Genomic DNA, 22013 nt, shown 5'->3' with positions numbered 1-22013 from the left:
CGGAGTACGAACACCCGGCCGGCCAGGCCGTCCGGGCAACCATCCTAGAATGCCTACGATCAATCAGCTGGTCCGCCGCGCCCGTAAGGACGTGGTGGAGAAGTCCAAGGCGCCCGCGCTCAAGAGCAATCCGTTCAAGCGTGGCGTGTGCACCCGCGTCTACACCACGACGCCCAAGAAGCCCAACTCGGCGCTGCGCAAGGTTGCGCGTGTTCGTCTCACGAACCAGCTCGAGGTGACGGCCTACATCCCCGGTGAAGGACACAACTTGCAGGAGCACTCGATCGTGCTCGTGCGCGGTGGCCGTGTGAAGGACCTTCCCGGCGTGCGTTACCACATCGTCCGCGGCACGCTTGACGCGTCGGGCGTCAACGGCCGTAACCAGAGCCGTTCGAAGTACGGCACCAAGCGCCCCAAGAAGGGCGCCGCGGCTGCTGCAGCCGCCAAGGGAGGTAAGAAGAAGTGAGCCGCCGCAAAAGCGCCGTAAAGCGCACCGTGCTTCCTGACGCTCGCTATGACAGCCAGACCGTCTCGAAGTTCATCAACAACCTGATGATTCAGGGCAAGAAGTCCACCGCCGAAGGCATCTTCTACGGCGCGATGGACATCGTGGAAGCCAAGACCAGCCAGCCGGGTGTGGGCGTGTTCAAGCAGGCGTTGAACAACCTCAAGCCGGTGGTCGAAGTGAAGAGCCGCCGCGTTGGCGGTGCCACGTACCAGGTGCCGGTCGAGGTCCGTCAGGATCGTCGTTCCGCCCTCGCCATGCGTTGGCTCATCGGGTATTCGCGCGACCGCAACGAGAAGTCGATGGCCGAGAAGCTGGCCGCCGAAGTGCTCGCCGCGAGCCGTGGCGAAGGCAATGCGATCAAGAAGAAGGAAGACACGCATCGCATGGCCGAAGCCAACAAGGCGTTCGCGCACTATCGCTGGTAGTAACCGATCATCTGCAGTCGGACTGCTGTCGGGTCACACTGACGGCACATGCATCACAACGGCTCCGGAATATTCCGGGGCCGTTGTCATTTCTGGGAGGCGTAGTCACGGTGTCGGCCGCAACGTCATGCGGATGGCCTGCGTCGTTGCCCTCGGCTCGTGGGGGCGTCAACTTCCAAGGAGAGCGCTGCCTCACCCCGAGGTCGCGAAACGGCAAACCCGACGGAAGTCGGGGACGCAAAGCTCCGGGGCTTTCACGTGGTCCGCCACGTCAGCCGGCCGAGTTACCGAACGAACCCGCTTGAGGAGTCGCCGTGCCAGATCGCGCGATGTCGCCCACCCGCGTTTGGGTCCTGTGTGGGGCCATGCTGTTGTTGGCCTCATGCCGATCGGCCAACCCGACCACGGTGTTCGACCCCGACAGCGGCAGCTTGGTCTCGCTCGAGGCGATGATCGCCGGACCGTCCCAACGGCGCGAGGCAACCGCGCCGTTGACCGTGCTGCGCTATGCCAATCGGCTGCCCCGGATCGACTTCCCAGCCGTCCGGCCCACGTGCCTGACGCAAGGCGAAGACTTTGGGGCATGGACCGTGCGGTTCGACGGATACGGCTGTGTGGCCGTGGGCGGCGAAGGACGGCTGGCGTCGCTCGAGATGGGCCCCAAGGCCGCGCAGAAGGACTACATGACCCATGCGCCGCTCGTGCTTGGCCCCCAGTATGGGAGCCGCATGGTGATGCATACGCGCTTCGAGACCACGGCACAGCTGCGCAACGGCACCCCGAACCCGTGGGAAGTGGGGTGGGTCATCTGGCAGTACACCAATGATGAGCGCTTCTACTACTTCATCCCGAAACCCAACGGATGGGAAGTCGGCAAGCGCGATCCGGCGTATCCCGGCGGCCAGCGATTCCTCGGCTCGGGGTCGGAGCGGACCTTCCCGATCGGCCGGACGTACGGCGTCACGATCGTGCAAGTCGACGAAATGATCGCCGTGTTCGTGGACGGCCAGGAAATCGTGCGCCTTCGCGATGAGGAGAGCCCCTACCGAAAAGGGCGCATCGGCATCTATGCCGAGGATGCGACGGTGAAGGTGCACTCGGTCCGGGCGCTGTAGCCCCCGCGAGGGCTGACCGCCGGCCACGGGCGTGGCCGATGTCGCCGTCACACGGCGGTGAGGAGCGGGGGGAGTGGCGCGGTGTCAGGGAATCGGGGCGCCGAGTGGGGTGACGTGGGGGCTGACGGGCCGTCTATCGCAAAACGTCACACTGCAGGTATTGTGAGTGAGTCCAGACGGCGCGAACAGGCGGACCCCATTCCGGGGGCAATCAATCCGACCCGTCCGATGCCGTTCGCGGGTACTCCCTGTCCACCGTCCCCTTGCCGTTCTTTTCCGCCTCTTCGGAGTCGTGGTGTCGCCGTTCTCGGGTCGAGCGTGCCGCCCTTGCGGGCGCGCTCGTCTGGCTGGCGGCGATCCCTGCTGGCGCCCAAGGTAGCCCAGCAGAGCGCTATCTCGCGGCGATGTCCGTGGCGTACGCCGCGAAGGCGCGCGGCGACACGCTCGCCGCGCGGGTGAGTTTCGAGCAGGCGATCGCAGCGGACACGAGTCAGGCGTTGCCGCGCATCGAGCTCGGGTACCTCGCACTGGCCGGTGGAGACCGGCCGCGGGCGGCGGTGTACCTGAAGCAAGGCGTCGATCGCGATCCGTCGCGCCCGGAGGTGCATCGGCAGCTGGGCTACGTACTGGTCAGCCTGAAGCGCACGCGCGCGGCCATCGCGGCCTTCGAAGGCATCGCGACGACGACCGCCGGTCTCACGCCGGTCGATCATCTGGCGCTCGGCTACCTGTATGATGAAATCGGTGGTGAGAAGCGTGCCCTCGCGGCGTTCACGGAGGCGTCGCGCGCCAGCGACACGGTCGTGTCGATGCCGGCGAGGCGCGCGCTGCGCGTCAAACAGGGATCCGGCACCTCGTCCTTCTCCGAGGGGTACCTCGCGCCGTTTTATCAGACGCGGTTCAGGAACACCATCGGCACCGGCTTCACGCGCCTCGGGATCGAGAGCGGCGGGTCCTGGGGCCAGGCGCTCTACACGTCGCTACGGGCCACGCGCGATTCGAAGTCGTCGAGTGGGCTCCAGTCGCGGGTGCTCAGCGACAACGCGGCGATGCTCGCGGGCGGCGTGCGCGTGCGTCCGGCGCGTGGCCCGCTCTGGTTCTATGCCGAAGCGGGTGGTGCGCGATCGCTGCTCGCGGGATCCGACAACCGCTGGACACGCGATCTTCGCGCCGGTGCCTACGTGGTGCTGTCGCACGAACGCCAGCTCGGGGACGGCTCGAATCTGCGACTGTTGACCGACCTGTCGGGTGATGTCAGCTGGTACGAGCGCTTCGACAAGAACGTGATCGGATACGTGCAGCTGCGCGAAGGATTCCGCGTCGGATCGCTCGCGACCAAGGCGGTCGATTTCTTTGCCCGTGGCTGGGCGGGATACGACACGCGTGCGGACTTCTTCAATCGCGCTGCTGAAATCGGCGGCGGCGTGGCGCTGCGCCCCGGACACGGTTTCGTGTTTCTCGCCGAGGGGATCGCGGGCCGCTTCCTTATGACGCCGCCGGCGGGGACGAACATGCGGTACCAGGACTGGCGGTTCACCGCGGTCTACGGCTGGCGCCGCCTCAAACCGCTGCACGACCCGCTCACGCGAGACCGCCCATGACGCCGTACGAAATCGCCATCGCGGTCGTCGGAGTGCTTTATCTGCTCTTTGCGATCGACGACGTGTTCTTCGACAGCGTGTACTGGTTCGGCCGCGTGTTCAACTGGTGGGAGCGGCCGGCCGTGACCACGAAGGAGTTGAAAGAGGTCAGCGAGTGGCGCATCGCGGTCGTGACGCCGGCTTGGAAGGAGCAGGACGTGATCGCGCGCATGCTCATGTACAACCTGCCGCGCATCGACTACCAGCGATACGACTACTGGATCGGCACCTATCAGAATGATCCGGAGACGCGCCGTGAGGTCGACAAGGTGCGGGCGGTCTATCCGAACGTCCGGAAGGTCGTCACGGATCACGATGGCCCGTCGTCGAAGGCCGATTGCGTGAATACCGTGCTGTCGGCCATCGTCGCCCATGAAGAGCGCGCCGGGCTTCGATATGATCTGCTCATCTTCCACGACGTCGAAGACCTGATCCATCCGCAGGAGCTGCGGATGCTGAACTGGTACTTCCGTGGGGAGGGTGCCGACTTCGTGCAGTTGCCGGTGCTCTCGACGCCGCCCTACTGGTACGACTTCGTGGCGGGGACGTACATCGATGAATTCGCCGAGCAGTACACCAAGAACATGTTCGTACGCGAGAAGGTGTGGGGCTTCGTGCCGTCAGCCGGTGTGGCGACGTGCGTGCGTCGCAGTGTGATCGACCAGTTGATGGAAGAGCGCAACGGCGTGCCCTTCGCCACCAACTCGCTTACCGAAGACTACGACCTCGGACTCGGCCTCACGGTGCAAGGACGGCCGACGCGCTATCTCCATCAGTACGTGACGTCGAGCGAAGAGCCGGGCGCGCCCGATGAGCTGGTGGCCACCTGGGCGCCGTTCCCGCAAACGTTCACTACGGCGGTGCGTCAGCGGACGCGCTGGATGGCCGGTATCGTGTTCCAAGGCTGGGAGCACTGGGGCTGGCCGGCGGGGCTCACCTGGATCCTTGCGCACGACCGACGTGGTCCGTTGGGATATCTCGTGGTGCTCGCGGGCTACATTCTGGTGGTGTACTACGTGGGCTACGAGTGGATTCAGTCGTTCCTGCGCCCCGATCTCCCTGATCTGGTGCAGAGTCCATGGTTCCAGTGGCTGTTCTGGATCGGCTTCCTGTTCATGCTGAATCGTCTGGTGCAGCGCGCGTTGGCGACGGGTCGACTGTATGGGTTCTGGCAGGCCATGCTGGCGATCTTCCGAACGCCGTTCAGCAACATCGTGAACCTCGTGGCGACCCTGCGTGCCGCTATTCAATACGCCCGCCATCGACGCACCGGCATTCCAATGAGTTGGGACAAGACCGAGCACTCGCTGCCGCCGCAGGTCGGTGCGCAAATGCGACTCGGCGAGCGGCTCATCGAGGAGAACAAGCTCACGACCCAACAACTGGTACTGGCGCTCAAGCAGCAGCGTGAGCACGGCGGTCAGCTCGGCGCCATTCTGGTGAACCAAGGTGTCGTCTCGCGTGACGATATCGAGATCATCGTCAAATCCACGAAATCATGAGCACCTCGCGCTGGTTGACCCCGATGCGTGGCGGGATGCGCGCCATCGATTCGAACGAACCGCCCCACGTGCTGGCGATTGTGGGAACGCGCCCCGAGGTGATCAAGATGGCGCCGGTGGTGCGGGCGATACGCGAACGGGGGCGCATGCGCGTCACGCTGGTCTCCACCGGTCAACATCGCGAGCTGCTCACGCGCGCTTTCCACGATGTCGGCGTGCAGCCCGACATCGCGCTGTCGCTGATGACGACGAATCAGACGCCCAGCGAGTTCGTCGCGCGCGGGATCACGGCGCTCGACGACGTGATGGTGCAGTCGAAGGCGAGCGTCGTGCTGGTGCAGGGCGACACCAGCAGCGCGATTGCGGGTGCGATGGCGGCCACGTGGCGATCCATTCCGGTTGGACACGTGGAAGCCGGGCTGCGTTCCTTCAATTTTCAGGAACCGTTCCCCGAGGAATTCCATCGTCGGGTGGTGGGCGTTGCCTCCCAGTGGCATTTCACGCCCACGCCGGAGAGCCGCGAGAACCTGCTCCGCGAGGGCGTGCCGATGCATCGGATCTTCGTGACCGGCAACACGATCGTGGACGCGGTGCGGCAGATGGATCTCACGTCCCCCTATGAGAATCCGGCGCTGGCCGAACTTGGTGCAGGGCGGGTGGCGTTAGTCACGGCGCACCGTCGTGAGAACCATGGTGCTGCGATGCGCGATATCGCGCGCGCCGTTCGCCGACTGATCGATGCCGTCCCGGACCTGCAGGTGGTGTTCCCGCTGCATCCGAATCCGAACGTGCGCGGCATGTTCCAGGAGATGCTGGGGACGACTCCGCGCGTACTGCTGACGGAGCCGCTGGCGTATCGGGACCTGCTCAAGTTGATGCACCGCAGCACGCTGATTCTGTCCGACTCTGGCGGTTTGCAGGAAGAGGCGCCCTCGATGGGACGCCCGATCCTGATATTGCGGGAGCGGACGGAGCGTCCGGAGGTCGTGCAGGTCGGTGCCGGCATCCTGGTGGGCACGGATCCGGATCTGATCGTGAAAGAGGCGCTCAGTATCCTGTGCGATCCGGTGGTCTATCAGCGGATGGTCTCGGGGCCGAACCCGTTCGGGGATGGCCGCGCGGGACACCATATTTGCGAGATCTTGGAGTCAGCGCTGGTGGATGCGGAGGAGATGGCGTCGGCCGAGATGGTCATCTAGCGGTGCTGGCCGCCGCTCGCCGGGCGTTGGGTGTGGGGACCAATAGCCGAGTTTGCTACGGACAGTGGTGTGGCAGAGTGGCATCATCCGGGACATTGTTGTAGTATGTATGCCACATCCTGAGCGCCGATGAACAGGTGACCGCACCCCGAAAGCGACGCGATGCCGAGTAGGCGCGCGCAAATGGCTCAGTTCGCCATCTGGCACGGCTTATGCGACACTCCGCCTCAGGTCATTTACGTTCCCGTCCCATTCTCTGAGTGTCCCGTGCGCGTTCTCGAGACCATCCGCCGCTCCCTGCACCCCGCGCTCGCCGTTGGGCTGTTGCTCGCGGGCGGGCCGATCGCCATGCCGTTGGCCGCGCAGCCGACCACGCCGGTCACGTTCGAGTCGCTCGGGTACGATAGCCCGGTGAATCCGAATTACCCCAGCACGCAGGCGAACAACTACAACTGCAATTGGGGCGGCCAGGCCATTCCGGGTGGATTCTCCGGCTTCACCTGGGGCGGGTTCTCGGCGCTCGATCTGCAGGACTATTTGTACTCCGATGGGCAGCAGACGTGGGGGCGGTGTTTCGTGAACGGCCGCCAGGGATCGCTGTACGCGATCAACCAGACCACCGAGATCCTGACGGGCTACCAGCAGAAGTATTCGTCGTACCAGCCGACCGCGACGCAGGTCGTGGCGGTGTCGGGAGCGGCGTCGGCCAACTTTTCCAGCTCCACGCTCTTCTCGCTGCAGTCGATGGAGCTGGGCGGCGGCTGGGGCAACGTGTCGAATCTTCGCGTGAGCGGCTTCAACAGTGGCACGCAGGTGTGGTCGCAGGATTTCAGCTTCCTTGGCACCGGGGGCGCGTATTCCACGATGATGGCCCAACTTGGCCTGATCAACGAGGTTCGGTTCAGCGCCACGTATTCGGCGGACGTCGCGACGATCGATCCCTATGGTACGATCGCTGAGCAGATGGGCTACGGCATGTCACAGCCCTCGGCGTACCGGACCTTCTGGGTCGACAACATCAACATCCGGACGACCGTGCCGGAGCCCGGCACGTGGGCGCTGATGGCCACCGGCCTCGCCGGGCTGGCCTTCGCGGCCGGTCGCCGCCGGCAGCGCTGACGCGCGGCCTCACCTGACTTGGCGCGCCGCTGGGCTTATGCCGGCGGCGCGCGGTGCGTTTGGGGGCCGGCGGACGGATGACGGACTGGGGCGGTTCAGCCGGGACGGGTTCAAGCCGAGCGGGTTCGTATAAGTCCCGTGGTTACCGATATTTCCGCGTGCAGCGGCGGGTTGACATCCCTGACCGAGTCCATCATGTTAGGTGTCTGCTCCGAAACGCCTTTCCATCGGCGCCACGAGCAGAACGCAGTCCTGCACTACGATCTCGGCGATCTGCGGCCGAGAGCCCTATGGGCCACCTCTCGAGGTGGGGGCGAGAAGCAAAGGGGGCAAGGCACGGTCTCCCGGGACTTCACGCACGCTGTACCGGCTTCGGCGTCTGAGACGATCCGAGGCTCCCGACAAGCAACGCAGCCAATTTGACGTTGGTCACGGAGTCCGCTGTTCTCTGTGGCCGACGCGCTTGGGTCCCCACTCGCGCACCAGCGGCGAGTGCACCCGGCGGCAGCGGATGGATACCGGTCTCGCGCAAAGGCGAGGCGACAGGTCCAGCCGTTTTTTTGCTGGTCCACTTTTCGTCAAAGATTGGCGCCGCGTAAGCGAGTGCCGCCGACAACTATGCCGCGTACGACCCCGCTCGAGCATTATCGCAATATCGGCATCATGGCCCACATCGATGCCGGTAAGACCACGACCACTGAGCGAATCCTCTACTACACGGGGAAGTCGCACAAGATTGGTGAAGTCCATGACGGCGCCGCCACCATGGACTGGATGGAGCAGGAACAGGAGCGCGGTATCACGATCACGTCGGCCGCGACGACCTGCTTCTGGCAGCGCCATGGGCAGAGCGATACCAAGGGCGACGGACCCGAGTATCGCATCAACATCATCGACACGCCGGGCCACGTCGACTTCACCGTCGAAGTGCAGCGCTCGCTGCGCGTGCTCGACGGCGCGGTGACGCTGCTCGACTCGGTGGCGGGCGTGGAGCCGCAGACCGAAACGGTGTGGCGCCAGGCCGACGGCTACGCCGTGCCGCGCATGATCTTCGCGAACAAGATGGATCGCGTCGGCGCCAATTTCGAACGGTGCGTCGCGATGATTCACGACCGGCTGTCCAAGAGCGCCCAGCCGCTCCAGTTGCCCGTAGGCTCGGGTGAGCTGTTCACCGGTCACCTCGACGTCATCGAGCGCAAGCAGTACATCTTCGACGAGCAGACGCTCGGTAAGACGTTCACGGTCACGGACATTCCGGCCGAGTTCCATGACGCGGTGGAAGAAGCCCGCCACAAGCTCATCGACACCGTCGTGGAATACGACGATGCGCTGATGGAGAAGTATCTGGCCGGTGAAGAGCTCTCGGTTGCCGAGATTCGCAGTGCCATCCGGACGGCGACGTGCTCGGGCAAGTTCATCCCGATTCTCTGCGGCGCTTCGTTCAAGAACAAGGGCGTGCAGGCGCTGCTCGACGCCGTGATCGACTTCCTGCCGGCGCCGGTCGACGTGCCCGCGATCAAGGGTCATCTGCCGCACCACGACGAGACGTTCGTGGAGTGCCCGGTGACCGACGACGCGCCGTTCGCTGGCCTGGCGTTCAAGATTGCCACCGACCCGTTTGTCGGAAAGCTGACGTTCTTCCGCTGCTACTCGGGCGTGCTCACGTCCGGCTCGTACGTCTACAACAGCACGAAGGACAAGCGCGAGCGCGTGGGCCGTCTGCTGCAGATGCACGCCAACAAGCGTGAAGAAATCCCCGAAGTGCGTTGCGGCGACATCGCCGCGGCGATCGGCCTGAAGGACACGCGCACTGGCGACACGATGTGCACGGAAGAATCGCCGATCATCCTGGAAGCGATGAAGTTCCCGGCCCCCGTCATCGACGTCGCCATCGAGCCGAAGACGAAGGCGGACCAGGACAAGCTGGCGATCGCCCTGCAGAAGTTGGCCGAAGAAGATCCGACGTTCCGCGTGCGCTCCGACCCGGAAACGGGGCAGACGATCATCGCCGGCATGGGCGAGCTGCACCTCGAGATCATCGTCGATCGTATGCAGCGCGAGTTCAAGGTCGACGCGAACGTCGGTCGCCCGCAGGTGGCCTATCGCGAGACGATCAAGAAGCGCGTCGAAAAGATCGAAGGCAAGTTCATCCGCCAGTCTGGTGGTAAGGGTCAGTACGGCCATGTGGTGATCAACATGGAGCCGAGCGAGCCGGGTCAGGGCTTCGTCTTCGAAGACAAGGTCGTGGGTGGTGTGATTCCGCGTGAATTCATCGGCCCGACCGAAGCGGGTATCAAGGAAGCGCTGGATACGGGTGTGCTCGCGGGTTACCCGGTGGTGGACATCAAGGTGCAGCTGGTGTACGGCTCGTACCACGATGTCGACTCGTCCGAAATGGCGTTCAAGATCGCTGGCTCGATGGCCTTCAAGGAAGCGGCGCGTCTCGCGAATCCGTGTCTCCTGGAGCCGGTGATGAAGGTCGAGGTCGTGTGCCCGGAAGCGTACATGGGCGACGTCCTCGGTGACCTGTCCTCGCGTCGCGGCAAGATCGGCGGCATGACGCAGCGCGGCGAGGCGCAGGTGATCTCGGCAAGTGTTCCGCTTTCCGAGATGTTCGGTTACTCGACCAAGCTGCGCAGCATGTCGCAGGGGCGAGCGGTCTACTCGATGGAGTTCGCGCTCTACGAGGAAGTGCCGAAGTCGAAGGCCGAAGAGATCATCAGCAAGGTGAAGGCGTAAGCCTCACCCACTCATTCACTACCCAATTACAAGAACCGAACCATGGGCAAGGCAAAGTTCGAGCGGAACAAGCCGCACGTGAACGTGGGAACGATCGGCCACGTCGACCACGGCAAGACGACGACGACGGCTGCTCTCACGAAGATCTCGGCGGAATCCTACGGCACGAAGTACATCGCGTACGACGAAGTCGCGAAGGCGTCCGAGTCGCAGGGTCGTCGTGACTCCACGAAGATCATGACGATCGCCACGTCGCACGTCGAGTACGAGACGGCCAACCGTCACTACGCGCACGTCGACTGCCCGGGCCACGCCGACTACGTGAAGAACATGATCACGGGTGCGGCGCAGATGGACGGCGCGATCCTGGTCGTGTCTGCGGTCGACGGTCCGATGCCGCAGACGCGTGAGCACATCCTCCTGGCGCGCCAGGTCAACGTGCCCTCGGTCGTGGTGTTCCTCAACAAGTGCGATCTCGTCGAAGACGAAGAGCTCCTCGACCTCGTCGAGCTCGAAGTTCGCGAGCTGCTGTCGAAGTACAACTATCCTGGTGACGACGCCCCGGTGATCCGTGGCTCGGCCATCAACGCGATCAACGGCGACCCGAAGTGGGTGGCCGAGTTCATGAAGCTGTACGAGGCGCTGGATAGCTACATCCCGGAGCCGGTGCGCGAAGTGGACAAGCCGTTCCTCCTCCCGGTCGAAGACGTGTTCTCGATCACGGGTCGTGGTACGGTGGCGACGGGCCGTATCGAGCGCGGCATCGTGAAGGTCGGCGAAGAAGTGCAGGTCGTCGGCTACAACAGCGAGCGCAAGACGATCGTCACGGGCGTCGAAATGTTCCGCAAGCTGTTGGACGAAGGGCAGGCCGGTGACAACGTCGGTCTGCTGCTCCGCGGCATCGACAAGAAGGAAATCGAGCGCGGCATGGTGTTGGCCAAGCCGAACTCGATCAAGCCGCACACGAAGTTCCTGGCCGAGGTGTACGTCCTCACGAAGGAAGAGGGTGGCCGCCACACGCCGTTCTTCAAGGGCTACCGTCCGCAGTTCTACTTCCGCACGACGGACGTGACGGGCACCATCGAGCTTCCCGAAGGGATGGAGATGGTGATGCCGGGCGACAACATCCAGATGACGATCGAGCTCATCATCCCGATCGCGATGGAAGAGACGATCCGCTTCGCGATCCGCGAGGGTGGTCGTACGGTCGGCGCCGGCGTCGTCACCAAGATCCTCGCCTAATCAGAAGCATCAGGTGTGCCGTGGCCGGTTCGTTTGAACCGGCCACGCTGTACCGGGTGATTCTCTACCAGGAATTCAGATGGCTGGCCGCATTCGTATTCGCCTCAAGGCTTTTGACCACGCCGTGATCGACCAGGCGTCGGCTGACATCGTTCGCACCGCTGAAAAGACGGGCGCGTCGGTGTCGGGACCGATTCCTCTTCCCACGAAGACGCAGCGTTGGACGGTCCTTCGCTCGCCGCACGTGGACAAGAAGTCGCGCGAGCAGTTCGAACTGAAGACGCACAAGCGCGTGATCGATATCCTCGATTCGCGTGCCGGTACCGTGGACGCGCTGACCAAGCTCGATCTTCCGGCCGGTGTCGACGTCGAAATCAAGGTCGAGTAGTCGCAGGTTGTCGGTGTAGGGTGTGTACAGAGGACATCGCATACGGCGTTGTCCTCCTCAGTCCAACGGTGCGGATCTCCCGATCCCCCGCGACTCGTACGGAGCAGACTTTTCATGATCGGCATTATCGGCAAGAAGCTGGGGATGACCCAGCTGTTCAACGAGCAGGGGCAGCAAGTGCCCTGCACCGTGGTGGAGGCCACGCCCAATCCCGTCGTCAAGGTCATGACGCAGGAACAGGCGGGTTTTGCTGCGGTGGAGCTCGGATACGGCGCGCAGCGCGTCGCACGCGAGAATAAGAAGGGTGAGCGCACGCCGCGCGGACGTCGCGCGACGCAGGCGGAAGTCGGACATGCGAAGAAGGCCGGGCTGGACGCTCCGCCGTCGGTGCTCCGCAGCTTCCGTCTCGACGACGCCCCGGGCAAGAACCCCGAGGCCCCGACGTACACGGTGGGCGATACGATCACGGTCGGTATCTTCGCGCCTGGCGAGAAGGTCAAGGTCGAAGGCACCTCAAAGGGCCGCGGCTTCCAGGGCGTGGTCAAGCGCCATGGCTTCCACGGTGGACCGAACACGCACGGTAACACCAAGCACCGCAAGCCTGGCTCGATCGGCGCGGGCACGGATCCGTCGCGCGTCATCAAGGGCAAGAAGATGCCTGGTCAGTACGGCAACGTCCGTCACACGGCCATCGGCATTCGCATCGAGAAGATCGATGCTGAGCGCAACCTCATTTATCTGCGCGGCAGCGTGGCGGGGCCGACGAACGGCATCGTCTTCGTGCGGAAGCAGGGCTGATCATGACCACGGAAACTCAGACCTTTCAGGCGCCTGTGTTCTCGGCGCAGGGCAAGCAGGGCGGCACGCGCCAGCTTCCCGAAGGCATGTTCGACGGCACGGTGAACGTGCCGGTCATGCACCAGGCGGTGAAGGCGTTCCTCGCCAATCGTCGTCAGGGCACGGCCAAGACCAAGACGCGCGGCGAAGTGACCGGCGGTAACCAGAAGCCATGGAAACAGAAGGGCACCGGTCGTGCCCGTCAGGGCTCGACGCGCGCGCCGAACTGGCCGGGCGGTGGTACCGTGTTCGGTCCGATCCCGCGGAAGTACACGCAGATCGTGCCGAAGCAGGTTCGTGCCTTGGCGCGGAAGAGCGCGCTGAACGCCCGGGCCCGTGAGAACGCGGTCATGCTGGTCGACGCGCTGAGCTACAGCGCGCCCAAGACGAAGGCGATGCTCAGCCTGTTCGCGTCGCTTGGCGTCGCGGGGAAGAAGGTGCTGCTCCTCACGGACGGTGTGAAGCCGAACGTGTACCTGAGCGCCCGCAACCTCGAGAATGCGCACGTGATGCCGTTCAGCGATGTGAGCACCTACCAGATCCTGTGGTCGGATGTGGTCGTGATCGAGTCGTCGGCACTCACCCAGACTTCGGCGGAGGCGTAACCGATGGCGACCATTCATCGCACCATCATGCGCCCGATCATTACGGAGCGCAGCTCGGCTGCGTACCAGGATCGTGGCGAGTACACGTTCGAAGTGGCGCCCGACGCCAACAAGTATTCCATCAAGGCGGCCGTCGAGCAGCTGTTCGGCGTGAAGGTGACTGGCGTCTGGACGTCGAATGCGCGTGGGAAGTCGCGTCGCGTCGGCCAGTCGATCGGCCGCCGTCCACATACCAAGAAGGCGATTGTGAAGCTGCGTGACGGCGACACCATCGCGATCTTCGAGGGCTGATACGCATGGGTATTCGTCAGTTCAAGCCGGTCAGCAAGGGGTCGCGCTTCCGCTCGGTGTCGGATTTCGCCGAGATCACGCGTTCGACGCCCGAGAAGTCGCTGGTCGAGCCTCTCAAGAAGTCGGGTGGCCGCGACAACCACGGTCACATCTCCATGCGCCGCATCGGCGGTGGACACAAGCGCATGTACCGCCTCATCGATTTCAAGCGCAACAAGCACGGCGTGCCGGCGGTTGTGAAGGAAATCGAGTACGATCCGAACCGGTCGGCGCGTATCGCGCTGGTCGAGTACACGGATGGCGAGAAGCGCTACATTCTGCACCCGAAGGGGCTCAAGCAGGGCGATACGATCGTGTCGGGCCCTGGGAGCGATTTCCGCGTCGGCAATGCGATGCCGTTGAAGGAAGTGCCGCTTGGTACGCAGGTGCACAACATCGAGCTGAAGATCGGCAAGGGCGGGCAGATGGCGCGCTCGGCCGGCACCTTTGCTCAAGTCGTGGCGAAGGAAGGCGAGTACGTGACGCTCCGTCTGAGCAGCACCGAAATGCGTCTGGTGCATGGGAACTGCACGGCGACGATCGGCGAAGTGGGCAACTCGGAGCACGAGCTGCAGTCCCACGGCAAGGCGGGTAAGAGCCGCTGGCTCGGCAAGCGTCCGAAGGTCCGTGGTGAAGTGATGAACCCGGTGGATCACCCGCACGGTGGACGCACGCGCGGCGGCCGGAACGTGGTCAGCCCGTGGGGCAAGCCCGAGGGCGTCAAGACGCGCAATAAGAAGAAGGCTTCAACGCGTCTCATCGTGCGCGGCCGCAAGCGCGGCCGAGCGACGCAGTAACCGCCAGGCGAATCGAGAACCTATATGTCCAGAAGCATTAAGAAGGGTCCGTTCGTCGCTGAGCGCCTCGAAGCTAAGGTGAACGCCATGAACGACCGCAGCGAGAAGAAGGTCGTCAAGACGTGGTCGCGGGCGAGCACGATTCTCCCCGAGTTCGTCGGCCATACGTTCGCGGTGCACAACGGGAACAAGTTCATCCCGGTGTACGTGACGGAAAACATGGTCGGTCATAAGCTTGGCGAGTTTTCGCCGACGCGCCTGTTCCGTGGTCACGCGGGGCAGAAGACCGATGCGAAGAAGCCTGCTGGCAAGGGAGGCAAGTAATCCATGGCCAAGGCTTTGAAGACCGGGACTGAAGCGCGCGCGATTCAGCGCACGGCGCGTCAGTCGCCGTACAAGATGCGGCTGGTGATCGACCAGATCCGCGGTCAGCGTGTGAACGACGCGTTGGCGATTCTGAAGTTCTCGAAGAAGGGCGCGGCCAAGCAGATCGAGAAGACGCTGGCCAGCGCCGTCGCGAACGCAGAGCAGGCGGCCCGTGCCGCCAACACGTCGCTGGATGTCGACGCGCTGGTGATCACGAAGGCTATCGTGAACGAGGGTCCGAAGCTGAAGCGTTGGACGCCGGCGGCCATGGGCCGTGCGACGCCGATGCTGAAGCGGACGAGCCACATCGAGATCATCGTGGCGGAGGCGGTGCGCTAATGGGACAAAAGACTAATCCGATCGGGTTCCGCCTCGGTGTCACGAAGAACTGGCGCTCGACCTGGTACGCGAAGAAGGAGATGCCGGCGCTTCTGAAGGAAGACGCGCTGCTCCGCAAGTATCTGAAGGCCCGTCTCGAGAACGCGGCCATTTCGGACGTGACGATCGAGCGGAAGCCGGGCAAGGTGGTGGTGACGGTGCACACTGGCCGTCCGGGCGTGGTGATCGGTAAGAAGGGCGCGGAAGTCGACAAGCTGCGCGACGAGCTGGCTCAGCTCACGGGCAAGGAAGTCGGCATCAACGTCGAAGAGATCAAGCGTCCGGAAGTCGAGGCGCAGCTGGTGGCCGACAACATCGCGGCGCAGCTGTCTCAGCGTATCTCGTTCCGTCGCGCGATGAAGCGCGCGGTGCAGAGCGCGATGCGGATGGGCGCGCTAGGGATCAAGGTGAAGGCCGGCGGCCGTCTGGGCGGTGCCGAAATCGCGCGGACGGAAGGGTACATGGAAGGCCGGGTGCCCCTTCACACACTGCGTGCCGACATCGATTACGCCACGAGCACGGCGAAGACCACGTATGGCACCATCGGTGTCAAGGTGTGGATCTTCAAGGGTGAGATCGTGGAAGATCGTCGCGGCAAGACCTACTCGACCGGCAACTGAGGAACTAAGCGATGCTGAGTCCGAAGCGGGTCAAATTCCGCAAGATGTTCAAGGGCCGCATGACTGGGCTCGCGCACCGGGGATCGGAGGTGTCGTTCGGCACGTTCGGCCTCCAGGCGCTGGAGCCGGCATGGGTCACGAGCCGTCAGATCGAAGCGTGCCGTGTCGCGATGACGCGTCACATCAAGCGTGGCGGTAAGGTGTGGATCCGGATTTTCCCGGACAAGCCGATCACGAAGAAGCCGGCCGAAACGCGCATGGGTAAGGGCAAGGGATCGCCCGAAATGTGGGTGGCGGTGGTGAAGCCGGGCCGAGTGATGTTCGAGATCGAAGGCGTGACGCGGGAGCTTGCCGAAACGGCAATGGGCCTGGCCGCCGCGAAGCTTGGCGTGAAGACCAAGTTTGTTGCCCGAGAGGAGGCGGTGACCGAATGAAGAGTGAAGAGATCCGCGCGCTCGCGGAGAACGAACTGGTGGCCCGTATCGCCGAACTTGAGGAGGAGCGTTTCCGCCTCAAGTTCCGGAGCGGCACCGAAGCGCTGGAAGAGCCGCTGCGGTTGCGCAGCATCCGCAGGGACATTGCGCGCCTCAAGACGGTGCAGCGCGAGCGTCAGCTCGCGACCCGTGGCCGCTAACCGGAATCCGATCGATGGCTGAGATGAACAACGCGAGCGCCACGCAGCATGGCGCCTCCGACCGGACCGCGCGCAAGGTGCGTACGGGATTGGTGGTGAGCGATAAGATGGACAAGACGGTGGTGGTGCGCATCGACCGACGGATGCCGCATCCTCAGTATGGCAAGATGGTGACGCGGACGCGGAAGCTGAAAGCGCACGACGAGGAGAACTCGGCGAAGCTTGGCGACCTGGTGCGCATCATGGAGACCCGGCCCTTGTCGAAGGACAAGCGGTGGCGCGTGGTCGAGATCGTCGAACGCGCGCGTTAAGGGGAACTAAACCATGATTCAGCAGGAATCGGTCGTGAAAGTCGCGGACAACAGTGGCGCCAAGCGCGCCCTGGTGATCCGTGTGCTGGGCGGCACGCGCCGCCGCTATGCGGGCCTGGGTGACCGGGTGATCGTGGCGGTGAAGGACGCGCTGCCGAACGGTACGGTGAAGAAGTCCGACGTGGCCAAGGCGGTGGTGGTGCGCACGGTCAAGGAAACGCGTCGCAAGGACGGCAGCTACATCCGGTTCGATGAGAATGCGGTCGTCATCATCAACGACAACGGGGAGCCGAAGGCCACCCGTATCTTCGGTCCCGTGGCGCGCGAGCTCCGCGAGAAGCGGTATATGAAGATTGTGTCGCTGGCGCCTGAGGTGCTCTGAGATGCGGAAGAACGTGTACTACAAGACGGACCGTGGACAGCGCCTCGGCGCTGGCCGCCACGCGCTGAAGGCCTCGCGCGAGGTTGTCCACGTCACGAAGGGTGATACCGTCCGCATCATGCGCGGCGACGACAAGGGGAAGGAAGGGAAGGTCCTTCAGGTGTACCCCAAGACGGGCCGCATCAAGGTGGAAGGCATCAACATCGTGAAGAAGCACCGCAAGGCGCGTACGGCGGAAGAGACGAGCGGCATCATTGAGATGGCCGCGCCCTTCCACGCGTCGAACGCGATGTTGCTCGATTCGAAGACCGGCAAGCCGACGCGCACGAAGAAGCGCATCGACACCGACGGTACGAAGGAGCGCGTCGGCGTCAAGAGCGGTGAAGTCATCCCTCGCGCGCGCTGACCGGAGCATAGCACATGGCGACCAAGGAAAAGGCCGGCGGAAAGGCCGGCGCGAAAGCAGGTGGTAAGGGTGCCGCGAAGGGCGGAGCCGGAGCCAAGGGTGGCGGCGCGGCCGCGAAGGGTGGAAAGGGTGGCAAGGCGGGCAAGGCCGGACAGCCGCGTCAGGCCGTCGACTTCACCAAGCGCGAGCATGCGGGAGCGGGGCTGCCGGTGGCGGCGCCGCGTCTGCAGGCGCATTACGTGAACGTCGTGCGTGCGGCCCTGGCCGCGCAGTTCGGCTTCACGAACGGCCATCAGGTTCCGTCGCTGTCGAAGATCGTGGTGAACTGCGGCGTCGGCGAAGCGGTGAAGCAGCCGAAGCTGCTCGACGTGGTGGTCGAGGAGCTGGCGCTCATCACTGGGCAGAAGCCGGTGCGCCGCAAGGCGAAGAAGTCGATCTCGAACTTCGGCCTGCGCGAAGGACAGGAGATCGGCGCGTCGGTGACGCTCCGTGGCGCGAAGATGTGGGAGTTCCTCGACCGGTTCGTGTCGGTGGCCTGCCCGCGTATCCGCGACTTCCGCGGCCTCGGCACGAAGTCGTTCGACGGTCGTGGCAACTACACGATCGGCATCAAGGAGCAGATGATCTTCCCGGAGATCAACTACGACATGGTGGAACAGATCCACGGCATGGACATCACGTTCGTGACGACGGCGGAGAAGGATGCGCACGCAATGGCGCTCCTGCATCAGCTGGGCATGCCGTTCCGCGGCGACGACAAGCCGGTGATTCCCAAGGTGGCGCAGCCGGCGGCCTCCGCGGCCGCCGCCTAATCCGGACATAACGACATGGCAAAGACGAGCAAGCTGGCCCGCAACGCGCAGCGCAAGGAACTGGTGGCCCGATACGCCACGAAGCGCGCTGCCCTGAAGGCCATCATCCAGAATCCGAAGAGCACCGGCGAAGAGAAGCTGGCCGCCGTGAACGCGCTGCATAAGCTGCCGCGTGATTCATCGGCGACCCGCGTACGCAACCGCTGCAGCATGAGCGGCCGTCCGCGCGCGTTTCTGCGTCACTTCGGCCTCAGCCGCATCGCCCTCCGGGACATGGCCTTGAACGGTCTGATTCCCGGCGTGCGCAAGGCGAGCTGGTAGCAGGATCCAGTCAGTCGCAGGTGCAGAGTTCGGGTGGTGCGTTGTGGCGGCGCCACAACCCGCTACCTTGAAAGGCTGCACCTGTCACTGATTTTTCCATTCACTTCCTACAGGTCCCCGGCGCGGCCGGCGGATACCCTAGGAGAACTCAGAGAGCATGAGCCTCAACGACCCTATTGCCGACATGCTGACGCGCATTCGCAACGCGTGTGCGTCCAAGCACCGCCGCGTCGACATGCCGTTGTCAAAGATGAAGCTCGAGATCGCGCGGATCTTGAAGGAGAACAACTTCATCCAGGATTACCGCACCGTCGAGAACGAAGACGGGAAGCATCTGCTTCGTGTGATCCTCAAGTACGCGCACGGCGGACAGTCGGTCATCCGACAGACGAAGCGCGTGTCCACGCCCGGCCTTCGCAAATACGTTGGTGCGCAGGAGATCCCGCGAGTCCGCAACGGCCTCGGCATGGCGATCCTCAGCACGTCGAAGGGCATCATGTCCGACCGTGATGCGCGCTCCTCGAATACCGGGGGCGAGCTGCTCGCCCTCGTCTGGTAAGGAGACGCCACGATGTCACGTATCGGCAAGCGCCCCATCCCGGTTCCGGCCGGGGTCACGGTGGCGATCGACGGGTCCAAGATCAGTGTGAAGGGTCCGAAGGGTGAGCTGTCCCGTGTGCTCCCCGCGGATATGATCGTGTCGCACGAGGGCAGTGAACTGCTCGTGAAGCGTCCGTCCGATGAAGAGCGCCACAAGGCGCTGCATGGGCTGACGCGCACGCTCGTGGCGAACATGGTGGAAGGGGTGACGACGGGCTTCAAGAAGGTCCTCGAGATCACCGGTGTCGGCTACAAGGCCGAGATCAAGCCGTACGGCGCGCTGTTGTCGCTCGGCTTTTCGCACCAGATCGAGTACAAGGCGCCGGAAGGCGTGAAGATCAGCGCTACGACGCCGACGCTCGTCGTCATCGAAGGCGCGAGCAAGGAGCTTGTCGGCCAGAGTGCCGCCGAGATTCGCAGCTTCCGCAAGCCCGAGCCGTACAAGGGCAAGGGCGTGAAGTACCAGGGTGAAGTCATCCGGCGTAAGGCCGGTAAGGCGGGAGGCAAGTAATGGCCAAGATCGCGATCCCGCGTACGAACGCAGAGCGGCGTAAGCGCCGTCACCTGCGCGTGCGCAAGGCAGTGAGCGGGTCTGCGGAGCGTCCGCGTCTCGTGGTGTTCCGTTCGCTGAAGCACATCTACGCCCAGATCGTGGACGACGTCACGCAGCGTACGCTGATGACCGTTGGCGACGAAGGGATGAACGGCACGAAGTCGGAGCGTGCCCTCGCCGTCGGCAAGCAGGTTGCTGAGAAGGCGAAGGCGGCCGGCATCGCGAAGGTCGTCTTCGACCGTGCCGGTTACCAGTATCACGGCCGAGTGAAGGCCGTGGCAGATGGCGCCCGAGAGGGCGGCCTGGAGTTCTGATCATGGCTAACGCAGCAGGAACCGGTGGCGCGCCTGGTGGCAGCGCCCGCAGTGGTGGTGGACCTGGTGGCCGGGGCCGTGGTGGCCCGGGCGGCGGTCGTGGTGGTCCGGGTGGCGGTCGCGGCGGCCCTGGTGGCGGCCGTGGCGGACCCGGTGGTGGTGCGCCGGGCGGCCGTGGACGTGGCCCCGGCGGTGAAGGTGGTCCGGGCGCCGGCCGTGATGGCCGTGGCCGCGATGGTGGCCGTGGTCCGTCGCAGGAGCGCGAGCAGAGCGATCTGGTCGAGAACGTGATCGCGATCAACCGCGTGGCGAAGGTCGTGAAGGGTGGTCGCCGGTTCTCGTTCAACGCGCTGGTGGCGGTGGGCGACGGACAGGGGAAGGTCGGCTTTGCCACCGGCAAGGCGAATGAAGTGTCGGAAGCGGTCCGCAAGGCCGTGGAAGCCGCTCGTCGCAAGATGGTGCAGATCCCGCTCACGGGTTCGACGATCCCGCACGAAGTGGTCGGCAAGCATGGCGCCGGCAAGGTGCTCATGAAGCCGGCGGCGCCGGGTGCTGGTGTGATTGCCGGTGGTGCCGTGCGCGCCGTGCTCGAGTGCGCGGGCATCCACGACATTCTCACGAAGTCGTTGGGTTCGACGAATCCGCACAACATGGTGCTGGCGGCGCTCGACGGCCTCACGCATCTGATCACGGTCGAACAGGCCGCCAAGGAACGTGGTGTGGACGTGTCGGCGATCGGTTACCGGTCGCGCGCCAAGTCTCGCACGGAAACGCATGATACCCGCAAGGCCGCCGTGGTTGGCGCCTCGCCCGACGCCGCGGAGGTGGCATAATGCCGCGCACGTTTGTCTGGCATCCGTCGAAGGGTCCGGCGAAGACCCCGAAGCTCGAAGCGCCGGGAACCGGCAAGCTTCATATCAAGCAGGTGCGCAGCGCCATTGGCCATTCGTGGCGGATGCGCCGCACGCTTGAGGCCTTGGGCCTTCGCCATCATCAGGCCAGCGTCGTGCAGCAGGATTCCGCCTCGCTGCGCGGCCAGCTCAAGCAGGTTCGTCACCTGGTGTCGGTGACTCCGGTGGAGGAGTAAGCACATGGCTCACAATTCAGGCGCAGAAGGCGTCGAGAAGATCGGCCTGCACAACCTGCAGCCGGCGCCGGGTTCGCACCGCGGCCGTCGTCGCGTGGGTCGCGGCCCGGGCTCTGGTCTGGGCAAGACGTCCGGTAAGGGTCACAAGGGCTCCATGGCGCGGTCCGGCCATGGCGGTCCTGGTGGCGGCAAGCCCCACTTTGAGGGCGGCCAGATGCCGCTCACGCGTCGGATCCCGAAGCGTGGGTTCACCAATCCGTTCCGAGAGGAGGCGCAGGTCGTGCGCCTCGATTCGCTCACCGGTGTCGCCGGGGACGAAGTGACGGTGGAGACGCTGGTCGCGGCTGGGCTCATTCGTTCGGGTCACGGCCCGGCGAAGCTGCTCAACAACGGTGATGTGTCCCGCGCGTTCACGGTACGTGGCGTCAAGGTCAGCGCCGGTGCCAAGGCGAAGATCGAAGCGGCCGGTGGCCGCGTCGACGGCTGACGGAGACTACCCAGCGCATGGCACAGCAACCCAACCCGGCGGCGCAAGCCGTCTCGAATATCTACCGGACGCCTGAGCTCTGGTCGAAGATCACCTTCACGTTCCTGTGCATGGTGATCTATCGAATCGGTGCGCACATCACGGCGCCCGGTGTCGATGTCCAAGCGCTGACGGACTACTTCACCCGCCAGCAGGGCGGTGGCCTTCTCGGCCTCTACGACATGTTCGTGGGTGGTGGTCTTTCCCGCGCGACCGTCTTCGCGCTTGGCATCATGCCCTATATCTCGTCGAGCATC

At 64.3% G+C, this 22013-nt stretch carries 30 protein-coding genes, 1 pseudogene and 1 riboswitch; all 31 genes and pseudogenes read left to right on the top strand.

The annotated features are described in order from the left end of the window. Positions 1-49: 49 nt before the first annotated feature. Complete coding sequence (gene rpsL / locus ACIRA7_RS08680; protein WP_171225350.1) at positions 50-466, top strand: 30S ribosomal protein S12; 417 nt, start codon at positions 50-52, stop codon at positions 464-466. Further along, complete coding sequence (gene rpsG, locus ACIRA7_RS08675; RefSeq protein WP_309669974.1) at positions 463-933, top strand: 30S ribosomal protein S7; 471 nt, start codon at positions 463-465, stop codon at positions 931-933. Before rpsL ends, rpsG begins: the two co-directional genes overlap by 4 nt. A 202-nt stretch (positions 934-1135) precedes the next feature. Beyond that, a riboswitch (cyclic di-GMP riboswitch) is annotated at positions 1136-1225 on the top strand. Positions 1226-1247: 22 nt separating this feature from the next. Further along, entirely contained in the window at positions 1248-2048 is an 801-nt protein-coding gene (locus ACIRA7_RS08670; RefSeq protein ID WP_396220439.1) for a calcium-binding protein, read from the top strand. Between the two features lie 404 nt (positions 2049-2452). Further along, on the top strand, positions 2453-3649 hold the full coding sequence (locus ACIRA7_RS08665; protein ID WP_396220438.1) for a tetratricopeptide repeat protein: 1197 nt from the start codon (positions 2453-2455) through the stop codon (positions 3647-3649). Beyond that, positions 3646-5190, top strand: a complete 1545-nt coding sequence (locus ACIRA7_RS08660; protein WP_396220437.1) for a glycosyltransferase — start codon at positions 3646-3648, stop codon at positions 5188-5190. Before ACIRA7_RS08665 ends, ACIRA7_RS08660 begins: the two co-directional genes overlap by 4 nt. Next, a complete protein-coding gene (gene wecB / locus ACIRA7_RS08655; protein ID WP_396220436.1) occupies positions 5187-6389 on the top strand; it encodes a non-hydrolyzing UDP-N-acetylglucosamine 2-epimerase in 1203 nt (400 codons plus the stop codon). Before ACIRA7_RS08660 ends, wecB begins: the two co-directional genes overlap by 4 nt. Before the next feature lie 267 nt (positions 6390-6656). Then, positions 6657-7508, top strand: a complete 852-nt coding sequence (locus ACIRA7_RS08650; protein WP_396220435.1) for a PEP-CTERM sorting domain-containing protein — start codon at positions 6657-6659, stop codon at positions 7506-7508. Between the two features lie 618 nt (positions 7509-8126). Next, positions 8127-10247 (top strand): elongation factor G, encoded by a 2121-nt coding sequence (gene fusA / locus ACIRA7_RS08645; protein ID WP_396220434.1) that lies wholly within the window; start codon positions 8127-8129, stop codon positions 10245-10247. Positions 10248-10289: 42 nt separating this feature from the next. Further along, the gene (gene tuf, locus ACIRA7_RS08640) at positions 10290-11489 is read left to right on the top strand and encodes an elongation factor Tu (protein WP_396220433.1); all 1200 of its coding nucleotides are present in this window, start codon (positions 10290-10292) and stop codon (positions 11487-11489) included. Positions 11490-11568: 79 nt separating this feature from the next. After that, entirely contained in the window at positions 11569-11877 is a 309-nt protein-coding gene (rpsJ, locus tag ACIRA7_RS08635) for a 30S ribosomal protein S10 (RefSeq protein ID WP_012682361.1), read from the top strand. Positions 11878-11991: 114 nt separating this feature from the next. Beyond that, the gene (gene rplC, locus ACIRA7_RS08630; RefSeq protein ID WP_396220432.1) at positions 11992-12675 is read left to right on the top strand and encodes a 50S ribosomal protein L3; all 684 of its coding nucleotides are present in this window, start codon (positions 11992-11994) and stop codon (positions 12673-12675) included. A gap of 2 nt (positions 12676-12677) precedes the next feature. After that, complete coding sequence (gene rplD / locus ACIRA7_RS08625; protein ID WP_396220431.1) at positions 12678-13319, top strand: 50S ribosomal protein L4; 642 nt, start codon at positions 12678-12680, stop codon at positions 13317-13319. 3 nt (positions 13320-13322) lie between these two features. Then, positions 13323-13610, top strand: a complete 288-nt coding sequence (locus ACIRA7_RS08620) for a 50S ribosomal protein L23 (RefSeq protein WP_171225339.1) — start codon at positions 13323-13325, stop codon at positions 13608-13610. 5 nt (positions 13611-13615) lie between these two features. Then, positions 13616-14446, top strand: coding sequence for a 50S ribosomal protein L2 (gene rplB / locus ACIRA7_RS08615; RefSeq protein ID WP_396220430.1), 831 nt, complete (start codon positions 13616-13618; stop codon positions 14444-14446). Between the two features lie 24 nt (positions 14447-14470). Then, positions 14471-14770 (top strand): 30S ribosomal protein S19, encoded by a 300-nt coding sequence (gene rpsS / locus ACIRA7_RS08610; RefSeq protein ID WP_396220429.1) that lies wholly within the window; start codon positions 14471-14473, stop codon positions 14768-14770. A 3-nt stretch (positions 14771-14773) separates the two neighbouring features. Continuing rightward, on the top strand, positions 14774-15151 hold the full coding sequence (rplV, locus tag ACIRA7_RS08605; RefSeq protein WP_396220428.1) for a 50S ribosomal protein L22: 378 nt from the start codon (positions 14774-14776) through the stop codon (positions 15149-15151). Next, a complete protein-coding gene (rpsC, locus tag ACIRA7_RS08600) occupies positions 15151-15810 on the top strand; it encodes a 30S ribosomal protein S3 (protein WP_396220427.1) in 660 nt (219 codons plus the stop codon). The genes rplV and rpsC overlap by 1 nt, the downstream gene beginning before the upstream one ends. Before the next feature lie 11 nt (positions 15811-15821). Continuing rightward, positions 15822-16244: a 50S ribosomal protein L16 gene (gene rplP, locus ACIRA7_RS08595; protein WP_171225334.1), complete on the top strand. Its 423-nt coding sequence runs from the start codon at positions 15822-15824 to the stop codon at positions 16242-16244. Further along, positions 16241-16444 carry a 50S ribosomal protein L29 gene (gene rpmC / locus ACIRA7_RS08590; protein ID WP_171225333.1) on the top strand — a complete coding sequence of 68 codons (204 nt, stop codon included), beginning with the start codon at positions 16241-16243 and terminating at the stop codon, positions 16442-16444. The genes rplP and rpmC overlap by 4 nt, the downstream gene beginning before the upstream one ends. A 14-nt stretch (positions 16445-16458) precedes the next feature. Beyond that, the gene (gene rpsQ / locus ACIRA7_RS08585; protein ID WP_345785825.1) at positions 16459-16755 is read left to right on the top strand and encodes a 30S ribosomal protein S17; all 297 of its coding nucleotides are present in this window, start codon (positions 16459-16461) and stop codon (positions 16753-16755) included. A 13-nt stretch (positions 16756-16768) separates the two neighbouring features. Next, positions 16769-17137 (top strand): 50S ribosomal protein L14, encoded by a 369-nt coding sequence (gene rplN, locus ACIRA7_RS08580; protein WP_012682372.1) that lies wholly within the window; start codon positions 16769-16771, stop codon positions 17135-17137. 64 nt (positions 17138-17201) lie between these two features. Continuing rightward, positions 17202-17543 carry a 50S ribosomal protein L24 gene (gene rplX, locus ACIRA7_RS08575; protein WP_396220441.1) on the top strand — a complete coding sequence of 114 codons (342 nt, stop codon included), beginning with the start codon at positions 17202-17204 and terminating at the stop codon, positions 17541-17543. A gap of 203 nt (positions 17544-17746) precedes the next feature. Further along, positions 17747-18355 (top strand): 50S ribosomal protein L5, encoded by a 609-nt coding sequence (rplE, locus tag ACIRA7_RS08570; protein WP_396220440.1) that lies wholly within the window; start codon positions 17747-17749, stop codon positions 18353-18355. A 15-nt stretch (positions 18356-18370) separates the two neighbouring features. Beyond that, on the top strand, positions 18371-18676 hold the full coding sequence (gene rpsN, locus ACIRA7_RS08565) for a 30S ribosomal protein S14 (protein ID WP_396220426.1): 306 nt from the start codon (positions 18371-18373) through the stop codon (positions 18674-18676). A gap of 157 nt (positions 18677-18833) precedes the next feature. After that, positions 18834-19235, top strand: coding sequence for a 30S ribosomal protein S8 (gene rpsH / locus ACIRA7_RS08560; RefSeq protein WP_171225330.1), 402 nt, complete (start codon positions 18834-18836; stop codon positions 19233-19235). A gap of 12 nt (positions 19236-19247) precedes the next feature. After that, on the top strand, positions 19248-19787 hold the full coding sequence (rplF, locus tag ACIRA7_RS08555) for a 50S ribosomal protein L6 (protein ID WP_396220425.1): 540 nt from the start codon (positions 19248-19250) through the stop codon (positions 19785-19787). Next, positions 19787-20143, top strand: coding sequence for a 50S ribosomal protein L18 (gene rplR, locus ACIRA7_RS08550; RefSeq protein WP_171225328.1), 357 nt, complete (start codon positions 19787-19789; stop codon positions 20141-20143). The genes rplF and rplR overlap by 1 nt, the downstream gene beginning before the upstream one ends. A 2-nt stretch (positions 20144-20145) precedes the next feature. Next, positions 20146-20976, top strand: a complete 831-nt coding sequence (gene rpsE, locus ACIRA7_RS08545) for a 30S ribosomal protein S5 (RefSeq protein ID WP_396220424.1) — start codon at positions 20146-20148, stop codon at positions 20974-20976. Then, positions 20976-21230, top strand: a complete 255-nt coding sequence (gene rpmD, locus ACIRA7_RS08540) for a 50S ribosomal protein L30 (protein ID WP_396220423.1) — start codon at positions 20976-20978, stop codon at positions 21228-21230. Before rpsE ends, rpmD begins: the two co-directional genes overlap by 1 nt. A gap of 4 nt (positions 21231-21234) precedes the next feature. Further along, positions 21235-21717 carry a 50S ribosomal protein L15 gene (gene rplO / locus ACIRA7_RS08535; protein ID WP_396220422.1) on the top strand — a complete coding sequence of 161 codons (483 nt, stop codon included), beginning with the start codon at positions 21235-21237 and terminating at the stop codon, positions 21715-21717. Positions 21718-21734: 17 nt separating this feature from the next. After that, positions 21735-22013 (top strand): annotated as a pseudogene (locus ACIRA7_RS08530) (preprotein translocase subunit SecY); the annotation flags it as partial.

The sequence above is a fragment of the Gemmatimonas sp. genome, from assembly GCF_044376735.1.
GTDB lineage: Bacteria > Gemmatimonadota > Gemmatimonadetes > Gemmatimonadales > Gemmatimonadaceae > Gemmatimonas.
Note: the sequence above shows the minus strand (reverse complement) of the source record. Positions and strands in the feature narration are given on the sequence as shown.